The 12,270-nt window shown below is 55.7% G+C and carries 14 protein-coding genes; 11 read left to right on the forward strand and 3 right to left on the reverse strand.

The features are described from left to right. The first annotated feature begins 199 nt into the window (after positions 1-199). The 6 genes from ltnD to F8R23_RS10185 all read left to right on the forward strand — a co-directional run bounded on the left by ltnD (position 200) and on the right by F8R23_RS10185 (position 5,844). Positions 200-1,114: an L-threonate dehydrogenase gene (gene ltnD, locus F8R23_RS10160; protein WP_129935465.1), complete on the forward strand. Its 915-nt coding sequence runs from the start codon at positions 200-202 to the stop codon at positions 1,112-1,114. Continuing rightward, on the forward strand, positions 1,114-2,388 hold the full coding sequence (otnK, locus tag F8R23_RS10165; protein ID WP_129935467.1) for a 3-oxo-tetronate kinase: 1,275 nt from the start codon (positions 1,114-1,116) through the stop codon (positions 2,386-2,388). The genes ltnD and otnK overlap by 1 nt, the downstream gene beginning before the upstream one ends. Further along, positions 2,372-3,004 carry a 3-oxo-tetronate 4-phosphate decarboxylase gene (gene otnC, locus F8R23_RS10170; RefSeq protein ID WP_112348214.1) on the forward strand — a complete coding sequence of 211 codons (633 nt, stop codon included), beginning with the start codon at positions 2,372-2,374 and terminating at the stop codon, positions 3,002-3,004. The genes otnK and otnC overlap by 17 nt, the downstream gene beginning before the upstream one ends. A gap of 3 nt (positions 3,005-3,007) precedes the next feature. Beyond that, entirely contained in the window at positions 3,008-3,784 is a 777-nt protein-coding gene (locus F8R23_RS10175) for an HPr family phosphocarrier protein (protein WP_112348213.1), read from the forward strand. 107 nt (positions 3,785-3,891) lie between these two features. After that, a complete protein-coding gene (locus F8R23_RS10180) occupies positions 3,892-5,262 on the forward strand; it encodes a GntP family transporter (protein WP_129935469.1) in 1,371 nt (456 codons plus the stop codon). Positions 5,263-5,313: 51 nt separating this feature from the next. Continuing rightward, positions 5,314-5,844 (forward strand): GNAT family N-acetyltransferase, encoded by a 531-nt coding sequence (locus F8R23_RS10185; protein ID WP_129935470.1) that lies wholly within the window; start codon positions 5,314-5,316, stop codon positions 5,842-5,844. 10 nt (positions 5,845-5,854) lie between these two features. Here the strand turns inward: F8R23_RS10185 and F8R23_RS10190 are convergent, their stop codons facing one another. Next, complete coding sequence (locus F8R23_RS10190; RefSeq protein ID WP_129935472.1) at positions 5,855-6,730, reverse strand: LysR family transcriptional regulator; 876 nt, start codon at positions 6,728-6,730, stop codon at positions 5,855-5,857. Positions 6,731-6,823: 93 nt separating this feature from the next. Between F8R23_RS10190 and F8R23_RS10195 the strand changes: the two genes are divergently transcribed. After that, complete coding sequence (locus tag F8R23_RS10195; RefSeq protein ID WP_112348210.1) at positions 6,824-7,807, forward strand: nitrilase family protein; 984 nt, start codon at positions 6,824-6,826, stop codon at positions 7,805-7,807. A gap of 101 nt (positions 7,808-7,908) precedes the next feature. Here F8R23_RS10195 and ompX read toward each other — a convergent pair whose 3' ends face one another. After that, entirely contained in the window at positions 7,909-8,427 is a 519-nt protein-coding gene (gene ompX / locus F8R23_RS10200) for an outer membrane protein OmpX (RefSeq protein ID WP_012005917.1), read from the reverse strand. A gap of 398 nt (positions 8,428-8,825) precedes the next feature. On the opposite strand from ompX, the gene rhtA reads away from it, so the two are divergent. Together rhtA and nanQ are read left to right on the forward strand one after the other, a co-directional pair. Continuing rightward, the gene (gene rhtA, locus F8R23_RS10205; protein ID WP_151415591.1) at positions 8,826-9,713 is read left to right on the forward strand and encodes a threonine/homoserine exporter RhtA; all 888 of its coding nucleotides are present in this window, start codon (positions 8,826-8,828) and stop codon (positions 9,711-9,713) included. Positions 9,714-9,858: 145 nt separating this feature from the next. After that, positions 9,859-10,326, forward strand: a complete 468-nt coding sequence (gene nanQ / locus F8R23_RS10210) for an N-acetylneuraminate anomerase (RefSeq protein ID WP_129935474.1) — start codon at positions 9,859-9,861, stop codon at positions 10,324-10,326. 42 nt (positions 10,327-10,368) lie between these two features. On the opposite strand, the gene F8R23_RS10215 is transcribed toward nanQ, so the two are convergent. Beyond that, positions 10,369-10,908, reverse strand: coding sequence for a P-loop NTPase family protein (locus F8R23_RS10215; protein WP_129935476.1), 540 nt, complete (start codon positions 10,906-10,908; stop codon positions 10,369-10,371). A 362-nt stretch (positions 10,909-11,270) separates the two neighbouring features. On the opposite strand from F8R23_RS10215, the gene dps reads away from it, so the two are divergent. Together dps and F8R23_RS10225 are read left to right on the forward strand one after the other, a co-directional pair. After that, positions 11,271-11,774, forward strand: a complete 504-nt coding sequence (gene dps, locus F8R23_RS10220) for a DNA starvation/stationary phase protection protein Dps (protein WP_099064045.1) — start codon at positions 11,271-11,273, stop codon at positions 11,772-11,774. Positions 11,775-11,933: 159 nt separating this feature from the next. Then, a complete protein-coding gene (locus tag F8R23_RS10225; RefSeq protein WP_099064186.1) occupies positions 11,934-12,200 on the forward strand; it encodes a DksA/TraR family C4-type zinc finger protein in 267 nt (88 codons plus the stop codon). Positions 12,201-12,270: the final 70 nt, after the last annotated feature.

The raw sequence follows: 12,270 nt of genomic DNA on the forward strand, positions 1-12,270 counted from the left end.
AGGTGGGTCATGGTATCAACACATTATTTAAAATAGTTTTAAAACAGTGATATAAGAAAATTTTTAGCTCTTTTATCTGATGTTAACCTGAAACAACAACTGTTAATAATTGTGATGCCGATCGCTGACTTCGGACCAATAAGCGCTTACATTTAACACAACAAAACAAATAATCACTAAAATTAACACGAGGTGCCGCATGACACAGCCAGGGGATTTTGCAGTTTGCATCATAGGACTAGGTTCAATGGGCATGGGAGCAGCGAAGTCGTGTATTAATGCCGGACTGGCCACTTACGGCGTCGATCTTAATCCGCAGGCACTGGCCACCTTGCAACAGGCCGGAGCAAAACAAGCGGCCCCCCGTGCAGACGACTTCGCAGCCGAACTCGATGCCTTGTTACTGCTGGTGGTCAACGCCGCACAGGTGAAACAGATCCTGTTTGGTGAGAACGGCCTGGCAGCGAAGCTGAAGCCAAACACGCCGGTGATGGTGTCCTCCACCATTTCCGCCGCCGATGCCAAACAGATTGAACAACAGTTACTGGCGCTGGGGCTGAACATGTTGGATGCCCCGGTTTCCGGTGGCGCCGCCAAGGCCGCAGAAGGTCAGATGACGGTGATGGCCTCCGGCGCTGAGTCTACTTTCCGCCAGTTGCAGCCGGTACTGGACGCCATTGCCGGTAAGGTCTATCGCATTGGTGAAGAAATTGGCCTGGGGGCCACGGTGAAAATCATCCACCAATTGCTGGCCGGGGTGCATATCGCCGCCGGGGCCGAGGCCATGGCGCTGGCCGCCCGCGCCGGTATCCCGCTGGACGTGATGTACGATGTGGTCACCCACGCCGCCGGTAATTCATGGATGTTCGAGAACCGCATGCGCCACGTGGTCGACGGGGACTATGCGCCTAAATCGGCAGTTGATATCTTCGTGAAGGATCTGGGGCTGGTGGCGGATACCGCCAAAGCGCTGCATTTCCCGCTGCCGCTGGCGTCTACCGCTTTCAATATGTTTACCGCCGCCAGCAACGCCGGTTTCGGTAAAGAGGACGACAGCGCGGTGATCAAGATCTTCGCCGGTATCGACCTGCCGCACAAGAAGGAGAACGCATAATGCTGCTCGGCGTTATTGCAGATGATTTTACCGGGGCCACCGACATTGCCAGCTTTTTGGTGGAAAACGGACTGTCGACGGTACAGTTGAACGGCGTGCCGCAGGATGAACTACCGCTCGAAGCGCAGGCGGTGGTCATCAGCCTGAAGTCACGCTCCTGCCCGGCGGCACAGGCGGTTGAACAGTCGTTACAGGCGCTGGCCTGGCTGCAACGCCAGGGCTGTCGGCAATTTTATTTCAAGTATTGTTCTACCTTCGACAGCACCGCGCAGGGCAATATTGGTCCGGTGACCGATGCGCTACTTGATGCATTGGGCGAAAGCCAAACGGTGATCTCTCCGGCACTGCCGGTCAATGGTCGCACTGTGTATCAGGGCTATCTGTTCGTATTGGATCAATTGTTGTCAGAATCCGGTATGCGCAACCACCCGGTGACACCGATGACCGACAGTAACCTGCTGCGGCTGATGGAAGCGCAGGCTCAGGGACGCTGCGGACTGGTGACGGCAACAGAAATGGATCGCGGTGTCGAAACGGTGGCTGAAAAGCTGCGGCAGTTGGCGCAACAAGGCATACGTTACGCCGTGCTGGATACGCTGAATGAACAGCATTTGCTGACCCAGGGTGCCGCACTAAAAAATATGAAGCTGGTGACCGGAGGCTCTGGTCTGGCGATCGGCCTGGCTCGTCAATGGGCACAACCGGGGCAAGGCAGCCCACAGGCGGCCGGGGCGCCACAGGGGGAAAAGGCAGTGGTGTTGTCCGGCTCCTGCTCCATCATGACCAATCAACAGGTGACGCAATACCGTCAGCAGGCTGCTGCCAAAGCTATCGACGTGGCCCGTTGCCTTAACGATGACGACCGCGCGGCTTACGTCACCGAACTGACCGACTGGGTGCAACAGCAGGCTAACGGCCCACTGGCTCCATTGCTGTACGCCACCGCCGAGCCGGAAAAATTGCAACAGGTGCAACAGCAATACGGCATGGCCGCTGCCAGCCAGGCGGTAGAATCGCTGTTCGCCGGGGTGGTTAAACAGCTCCAGCAGCAAGGTTTCACTCGTTTTATCGTTGCCGGCGGCGAAACCTCTGGCGTAGTGACTCAGGCGCTGGGCATTCGCGGTTTCCACATTGGTCCCTGCATTTCTCCCGGCGTGCCCTGGGTGCGAGCCATCGATCAACCGGTTTCACTGGCCCTCAAATCGGGCAACTTTGGCGATGAGAACTTTTTCGCCCGGGCACAAACGGAGTTCCCCTATGACACAACCCACTGAACAGCAGGCGCGTGAGGAAATGGTACGTCTGGGAGACTCGTTCTTCCAGCGCGGCTACGCCACCGGTTCGGCCGGCAATCTTTCGCTGTTGTTAGCGGACGGCACGTTGCTGGCAACCCCCACCGGTTCCTGCCTGGGCGAACTGCAGGCCGAACGACTGTCGAAGGTCAGCATGAGCGGCGAATGGTTGTCCGGGGATAAGCCGTCAAAAGAGATCAGCTTCCACCGGGCGCTGTATCTGAATAACCCGGAGTGCAAAGCCGTGGTGCACCTGCATTGTACTTATCTTACCGCCCTGTCCTGCCTGCAAGGGCTGGATGTGAAGAACGCCATCAAACCCTTCACCCCTTATGTGGTGATGCGGGTCGGCAAGGTGCCGGTAGTGCCTTACTACCGTCCCGGCGACCTGCGGCTGGCGGAGGATCTGGCCAAACTGGCACCGACCCACCGCGCTTTTTTACTGGCCAATCACGGCCCGGTCGTCACGGGTAAAGATCTGCGAGCGGCGGCAGACAACACTGAAGAGATGGAAGATGCGGCGAAGCTGATTTTCACCCTCGGCGAGCGCCCCATTCGTTATTTGACCGATGATGAGATTGCCGAGCTACGGAGCTGAATCATGCCTAATTTTGCTGCCAATTTATCGATGATGTTTACCGAACTGCCGTTCCTGGAGCGGTTCGAGGCCGCAGCCGCCGAAGGGTTTAGCGCGGTGGAGTTTCTGTTCCCCTATGACTATCCGGCCGAGCTGTTGGCTGAAAAGTTGCGCCATAACGGCCTGCAACAGGTGCTGTTCAATACCGCGCCCGGCAATGCCGATGCCGGTGAATGGGGGCTGACGGCCGTACCTGGCCGCGAACAGGCTGCGCGTGCCGATATCGACCGCGCCCTGGCTTACGCTATCGCGCTGAACTGCCCCAGCGTACACGTCATGGCCGGTGTGGTGCCGCCTGGCGAAGACGGGCCGCGCTACCGCGATACCTTTATCAGCAATATCCGCTACGCCGCCGACAGCTTCGCCAAACACGGCATCAAGGTGCTGATCGAAGCGCTCAGCCCACAGGTAAAGCCCAACTATCTGTTCTCCAGCCAGCATCAGGCAGCAAAACTGGTCGAGGCCGTCGATCGCCCGAACGTCTTTATCCAGTTCGATTTTTTCCATGCGCAGTTGGTCGACGGCAATATCAGCGGCCTGATGACCGCTCTGGCCGGGCGCTACGCCCATATTCAGATCGCCTCGGTACCGGATCGTCATGAACCGGACGACGGCGAACTGAATTATCCCTGGCTGTTCGCCCAACTGGACCGCCTCGGTTATAGCGGCTGGATTGGTTGTGAGTACAAACCCCGGGGCGATACCCGCGCCGGACTGGGTTGGATAAGGCCTTACCTGTAACGGACTAACCACCCCAACCTGCACAGCAACAACATAAAAATTAAACGCACCCGTATCGCCAACCGGCGATCGCGGTGCCTGACTCTTACCCGATTAAAGGCTATCCCATGTCGACTTCTATGCTTTTGATGATTGCCGTATTAGGTGTAGTGCTGCTCCTGCTGATGGTGATCAAGGCCAAGATCCAGCCGTTTGTCGCCTTGCTGGTGGTCAGCTTGCTGGTCGCGCTGGCCAGTGGCATTCCGACCGGTGAAGTGATGAAAGTAATGACCGCCGGGATGGGCGGCGTGCTGGGCTCGGTGACCATCATCATCGGTCTGGGCGCCATGCTCGGCAGAATGATCGAGCATTCCGGCGGTGCCGAGTCGCTGGCCCAGCGCTTCAGCAAGGCGTTAGGGCCGAAACGTACCGTGGCCGCACTGACCATCGCCGCGTTTATTCTCGGCATTCCGGTGTTCTTCGACGTCGGCTTTATCATCCTGGCACCGATCATCTATGGCTTTGCCAAGGTGGCCAAGGTTTCGCCGCTGAAGTTTGGCCTGCCGATGGCCGGTGTGATGCTGACGGTACACGTCGCACTGCCACCGCACCCTGGCCCGGTGGCCGCTGCCGGGTTACTGAACGCCGACATTGGCTGGCTGACCATTATTGGCCTGGCGATCTGTATTCCGGTTGGCGTCATCGGCTACTTCACGGCCAAACGACTGAACCGTAAAGCTTACCCATTGTCGATTGAAGTGCTGGAACAGTTGCAGCTGGCGGCGCCCGAACCGGCACCGGAAGGCAAAGCACCGTTAAGCGATCGTATTAATCCACCGGGAGCCGGGCTGGTGGCCGCACTGATCGTCATTCCGATCGCGATTATCATGCTGGGCACCGTTTCCGCCACCTTGCTTGAGCCAGGTTCAGCGCTACGTGACACGCTATCGTTGATCGGTTCCCCAGCGGTAGCACTGATGATCGCCCTGCTGTTGGCGTTCTATTTCCTGGCGATTCGTCGTGGCTGGAGCCTGCAACACACCAGCGACGTGATGGGTGGCGCGCTGCCCACTGCCGCAGTGGTGATCCTGGTGACCGGTGCCGGTGGAGTGTTCGGCAAAGTGCTGGTTGAATCGGGCGTGGGCAAGGCATTGGCGGACGTTTTGACCACCATCGGCCTGCCGTTGATCCCGGCGGCATTTATCATCTCGCTGGCTCTGCGTGCCTCACAAGGGTCCGCCACCGTGGCGATCCTGACGACCGGCGGATTATTGTCGGAAGCGGTCAGTGGACTGAATCATCTGCAACTGGTGTTGGTTACTCTCGCTACCTGCTTTGGCGGGCTGGGGTTGTCGCACGTAAATGATTCCGGCTTCTGGATCGTCACCAAATACCTCGGTCTTTCAGTGGCTGATGGCCTGAAAACCTGGACGGTGCTGACCACTATCCTCGGCCTCAGTGGCTTCCTGTTCACCTGGTTGCTGTGGCTGGCGGTGTAATTTCTCTGGCATACTGCACAGACCCTTTTGGCTCTGTGCAGGAAAAAAATAATGCCCCTTATCACCACCGCCCCGCAGTTGCTCACCGAACGTTTACGCCTGGATGCCCACACGCTGGACGACTTTGATTCATTGGCCGCCATGTGGGCCGATCCTGAAGTGGTGCGCTATATCGGCGGCACGCCGAGAGACCGGGAAGACTCCTGGGGCCGCCTGATGCGTTACGTGGGTCACTGGGCGCTGTTAGGGTATGGCTATTGGGCCGTGCGCGATAAAGTTAGCGGCGCTTACCTCGGCGGCATCGGTTTTTCAGACTTCCAACGCCATATCACCCCGGCGCTCGACGCCCCGGAGATGGGCTGGACGCTGGTGACATCGGCGCAGGGCAAAGGCTATGCCACCGAAGCGCTGCGGGCGGCTTTGGCCTGGGGGAAAGAGCATTTACCGGGTGATAAGACGGTCTGCATTATTTCACCGGAAAACCAGCCTTCAGTGGCGCTAGCGAAGAAGGTCGGTTTTAGCGAAAGCCGCCGTAGCGAGTATCATCAGAGCCCTATTCTGGTGATGCATTGCCCGCTGTAATCCGGGGGTATTAACTCACCGACGCCGTGGTCAGCGCAACCTGGATAAAATTATCCCGCAGTGCATCAGCCTGCTGCGGGTTCCAGGCAATACCGACTTGCCACTCAGTCTGTTCGCCGCTCAGCGGCAGAATATCGATGCCCGCCGGGGCAATATGGGTGACGCTGTGCGGCAACAGGGCAACGCCAATGCCGGCGGCGACCAGCGCCAACAGCGTCTGGATGTCCCCGGCCTGTTGCACTACGTTAGGTGTCAGTTGGTGGGCAGCAATAAAGCGCAGCGACTGTTCGCTCAAACCGCGTCCGCGTTTCGGCGTCAACTGCAGCAGCGGCAGAGTATTGAATTGCCCAATGATCGTTTCCGCCTTCAGCGCCAACGCGGCTGGGGCGGCCAGCACCAAGCGATCGCTCAGCAGCGCGGCGGCCCGTAGCGGCGTGCTGACCGGTAGCCGTACGAACCCCACCTGCAACTCACCCTGCAATAACAATTGATACTGTCGCTCCGAAGGCAGATCCTCCAGCCCCACGGCAACCTCAGGAAAACGTTGGCGGAAAGCAGCAACCAGCTGCGGCGCCAGATGAAAACTGGACAGCCCGAACCCCATCGCCAACCGCCCCGCCTCCCCTTGCACGATCTGCAAGGCTCGCTGTTGAAACTGCAGATGCTGGCCAACCAACATCTGGGCTTCGGGATAAAGCCGCTGCCCGCTGGCGGTGAGTTGTGCTCCCTGGCGGCCACGGTTAAACAACCGGGCACCAAGCAGCGCTTCCAGCGCCTGGATCTGTTTGCTCAGCGCCGGCTGGGTGATACACAGCCGCTCCGCCGCCAGGCGATAATTACCCTGTTCAGCCAGCACCACAAAGGCGCGTAGTTGTCGAATATCCATTCCGTTTAGTTATCAAATAAGGAATTTAATTGATTATACAGTAATCAATAGCTTTGCTGTAATCAACGCCAGACAACAGCCAAAGGTGATCCCATGACAAGCTCTCTGCGTGCCGCAACGGTGCAGTTTCAGCATCGCGCCAACGATAAAAACTACAACCTGTCGGTGATTGAGGGCTTTATCGCCCGCGCCGCCACCGAACAAATCCAAGTGCTGACCTTCCCGGAGATGTGCATTACCGGCTATTGGCACGTTCGACACCTCAGCGCTGGCGAAATTGGCGCACTGGCGGAACCGATAGCCACCAGCCCTTCACTGGCGCATATTCGTCCGCTGGCGGAGCGCTATAACATGGCGATCGGTGTTGGGCTGATTGAACAGGGTGAAGACGGAAAATATTACAATGCCTACGCTGTTTGCCTGCCCGATGGCAAACTTCACGTGCACCGTAAACTGCACGCCTTTGAGCACCCGGCAATAGCCAGCGGCGACAGTTTCACCGTGTTTGATACCCCATGGGGTGTGCGGATGGGAGTATTAATCTGTTGGGACAATAACCTGGTGGAAAACGTGCGGGCAACAGCACTGCTGGGGGCGGAGGTGCTGCTGGCACCGCATCAAACGGGGGGAACTCATTCACGTAGCCCACACGGCATGAAGCCGATTCCGCTGGAAATCTGGCAACGTCGGCAGGAAAACCCGGCGGCAATTGAGGCGGCGTTTCGTGGCGAACATGGCCGCGGCTGGCTGTTGCGCTGGCTACCGGCACGCGCACATGACAATGGTTTGTTCGTTTTATTCAGTAACGGCGTAGGGCGTGATGACGACGAGGTGCGTACCGGCAACGCGATGATCCTCGACCCTTACGGCCGTATTCTGGCGGAAACCTGGGCGGCAGAAAATCAGATGGTCACGGCCGAACTTGACCTGTCGCTGATCCCACTTAGCACCGGACGCCGCTGGATCCATGGCCGCCGACCGGCACTATACGGTATTCTTACCCAGCCGCAGGGTTATGAACGAGATGCCCGCAGCGCGCGCTTTTCGTCAGAGCCGGGGCAAAAGTTGGGCAAGTGAAGGTTGCTGGATAACAGGCAAAAAAAATCCGCCCGAAGGCGGATTTTTATCTGATGCGACTAACTGCGCCACATGCTCACGCCCGCAGGCGTGGAGAAATCTTAGAAACGGTAGCCTACGCCAACGCTCCAGATACCAACGTCAACACTGCGGATACGGCTCTGCTCGTAACCTACATCCAGAGCAACGTCCTGGATTGGGTTGAACTGCAGGCCAGCACCGTAGGTGAAGCCGTAGTCGCTGCTGCCGTTACGGTCGGAACCGTTCTGAGCATTGTCGATGTTTTTGCCGTAGCCAACACCAACCACACCGTAGATGCTTGCCCAGTCATTGAAGCGGTAAGCTGGACCGGCAGTGATAGAGTTGTACTGAGCTTTACCGTAGTAACCGTTCTCAGAACCGTTCTTTTCCACGTGGGTAAAGGAACCGATCACACCCAGTGGGTTGTTGTCGAATTCGTAACGGTACTTCAGGTTGAAACCGTCGGCTTTGTTAGCAACGCCTTGGAGATCACCCTGCGCATAACCAGCAGAAACGGTGCTCTGGCCAGCGAATGCGGTACCTGCGGTTACTGCTAATACACAGGCTGCTACTGCGGAAAGACATGCAATTTTTTTCATAACCACCTCAAACGCGTTATATTTTTAAGTAAATCCATTTGTTCATGCTTTGAAAATATAGCAAAAATTAGCGTGAAACTCTGCCTTAAAATGAGTGTCTAATGCTTTATATCGTGTAACATTAGATTTCAAGAACAGTGTATCTTCTTCTTTTCGCTCTATTTTCGAGCCGCATTCTACGCGTTTCTGTGACAACAATCACCTATTTAATATCCAGATGATTCTTAAAAAAAGCGCATTTTTTGAGCATAAAAACCAGTTGGCCGTCCTGAAGCTGGCACTTTTCTCCGCTGCATAAGCTTTTCTCAGACACATTTACCTCATTTCATTTACACTGCCGTCATCCAAAAAACGACAGTCTTCCCAGATTATGGGAAACGCATAAAAGGCTCTAAAGGATGTCCTCGTCTGCAACCACTAAAGCGTCCTCCACGCTGGTGCCTATCTGTTTATTAATTATTGCCATGGTGTCGATCCAGACCGGTGCCTCACTGGCCAAAAGTCTGTTCCCGCTGGTCGGTGCTGAAGGCATCACCACGCTGCGTCTGAGTATCGGTACGCTGATCCTGTTTATTATCTTCCGCCCGTGGCGCATGCGCTTTGCCGCCGGCAGCCGTTTGCCGCTGTTTATCTACGGCCTGGCGCTGGGGGCGATGAACTACCTGTTCTATCTTTCTTTGCGTACCCTGCCGCTGGGCATCGCCGTCGCACTGGAATTCACCGGGCCATTGGCGGTCGCCATGTTCTCGTCACGCCGCCCAATAGACTTCTTGTGGGTCGCATTGGCGATCGCCGGCTTGTGGTTCCTGTTGCCTCTGGGCCATGACATGGGCAGCATCGATCCCTTTGGTGCGGCCTGCGCGCTGGGTGCCGGTGCCTGTTGGGCGGTCTATATTATCTGCGGCCAAAAAGCCGGCGGCGACCACGGCCCAGGCACCGTGGCGGTCGGTTCACTGATCGCCGCCGTGGTGTTCTGCCCGATTGGCGCCTGGCAAGCCGGAAGCGCCCTGCTGAATATTGATATCCTGCCCGTCGCACTGGCGGTGGCCATTTTGTCTACCGCACAGCCCTACTCATTGGAAATTATCGCGCTACCGAAAATTCCGGCGCGGACCTTCGGCACCCTGATGAGCCTTGAGCCGGCGCTGGCAGCGCTTTCCGGCATGCTGTTCCTTAATGAACACCTGACCACGGTGCAATGGCTGGCACTGGCAGCGATCATCGCAGCCTCCATGGGTGCCACCCTGACCATCAAACCAAAACCACAAATCGAAAACCTGTCCTGAGGATCGGTAACGCCTGCATTTGCCAAAAACGGAATGCAGGCGGGTTAACTGTTTTCATACTGGCAAACAGGCATACTTTTCCGCGCAGTACCCCCACGTTTTTATGGAACCGGACCCGGCAGGGTTCACCACATGGAGAATTAAAGTGATTTATAACACTCTGTTTAACCCACGCTATGGCCGTGGGCTGTCACCGATACTGATCGAAATCCTCACCACTCTTCGTCAATACGATCTGCCTGAGCTGGCGCTCGGGCGGCATGAGATCGACGGTGAAAAGATCTTTATGGACGTGATGACGCTAACCACTGGGTTGGCGGAAACCCGGCGCGCAGAGCTGCATCAGGAATATGCCGATATCCATCTGTTAATCAGCGGTGAAGAACGTATTGATTACAGCATGCCGGGTGACTGGCAAAGCGAATTGCCCTATGACGAAGTTCAGGATTTGCAGCTGTTGGATATCCACCGCCATCGCCAGACGCTGACGATGTTTCCCGGTATGTACGCCATATTTTTCCCCCATGAGCCGCATCAAATCGGTTGTCAGTTGAACGCGCCGATGCTGATCAAAATAGCGGTGATGAAAGTGCATTACACCCTGTTGCTGTAAACGGCCAGCCGGTCGAGATGGCCGGCTTTCCCATGACCCACTTTAATGCCGGGACAAATCGTGAATAAACTCCCTGACCTGCCCAGGCGAGCGCAGGCGGATAAAGCGGATATGCTGATAGCGGGGATCTCTCATGTCAGCCAGATAGCCGACCCGGTTTTTGCGGTAGGTCTTGAGGGTCCACAACACGATTGAATCGCGGCTGAAAAAAGAACGACGGAAACTTTCACGATTGCCGGTGCCCGCCCACAACTCAGTACCGGCCCATGCACGTGTGGCGGCACGCCGCACTGCTTGAAACAGCGTACGGCAGAAACCATAATCCACCCACACAACCCAATCGACGGCATTCCACTTGACCGCTTTGGTTCGGCTATAGTTGCCGTCAAGCACCCAGCCGCTTTCCGCCTCGACCAATACCTCTGCGACTCGCGCCAAGAACACATCATCGGGTGTGCCTTGCCAGTCTGACCGCCAAAACAGCTTGTCCAACTCGATATGGGGCAACGCAAGTGTTTGCGCCAACTGACGTGCCAGGGTGCTTTTGCCACTGCCACTGGTTCCAACGACGTTGATTTTCATTGGCATCGGGTTCTGAAATAAGGGCTGAATATCTTAGCGGAGATATCATTGGCCTATCAATATGAATTAACGGCTATTTCTACAATTGACCTTTAAATTTAAAGCACAGCTTCATACGATTGAAACAATAATAAGGATGATAATAAAATAGGTTTATAAAATATTACAAAAGGAAATAAAAAATTTAATTAAAACTCAATAAGTTAAATTATACCCGACCACTCTACGCCTGTTAAATCACATTTTCAATTCGTTACTCCCTATTTATCCAATAGCCATTTTCGTCCTGCAAAAATCCCTGTCATTGCTATAATTACTCCCGAACCAAAATAGGACAACGCCACAACAAGAGGAGATCTAATATGAGTACCGCTAAACTGGTGAAAACGAAATCTTCTGAGCTGCTTTACACTCGCAATGACATGGACGAAAAAACCAAGCTGGACGCCATCAAGGCGCTGAACCGTCAGGTTATCCAGTTTATCGACCTGTCACTGATCACCAAACAGGCCCACTGGAACATGCGTGGCGCCAACTTTATTGCCGTTCATGAGATGCTGGACGGGTTCCGTACCGCGATTATCGATCATCAGGATACTTTTGCCGAGCGCATCGTGCAGTTGGGTGGCGTCGCCTTGGGCACCGTGCAGGTAGTGAACGATAAAACCCCGCTGAAAAGCTATCCGACCAATATCCATAGCGTACAGGAACACCTGAAAGCGCTGGCCGATCGTTACGGTGCGGTGGCCAATGACATTCGCAAGGCCATCACTGAAGTGGAAGATGAAGATACGGCGGATATGTTCACCGCGGCATCCCGCGATCTGGACAAATTCCTGTGGTTTATCGAATCCAACATCGAATAAACCCCGCTAAAAGCAATCAAAACGGCCCGCATCGCGGGATTGAACAGGCTGCGGGCTTTGCCCCAGCCTGTTTTTCTTTTTGCGCGGCTTGAATTGCTCAAAAAACCGCCCATAGTAGATAAATCAGACGGTGGGCGGCGCCACAAAAGTGAGGTGACTATGGCAAGCGGATGGGCGGCAGAAGGTGCCGTGCAAGATCAAATCGATTCCACCGTGGATGACGCCGTACAGCGTGCCAGACAGGCGCTGGGCCACGGCGAAAGTGAGCATTATTGTCAGGAGTGTGGGGAAGAAATTCCTTTGGCGCGTCGGCAAGCGCTGCAAGGCGTGCGCTATTGCCTGGCCTGCCAAACCGAGCTGGATAAAAAACAGGCGGCTAGCAGCTTATATAACCGCCGCGGCAGCAAAGACAGCCAGTTGCGTTAAGCTGATGGGGTAAAGCCCTCCCGCCCTTTGTGACTGAACATTCCTGCACCAGATGCAACACCCTTGCTGC

This window comes from Serratia proteamaculans (assembly GCF_008830365.1).
GTDB classification, from domain to species: Bacteria; Pseudomonadota; Gammaproteobacteria; order Enterobacterales; family Enterobacteriaceae; genus Serratia; species Serratia proteamaculans.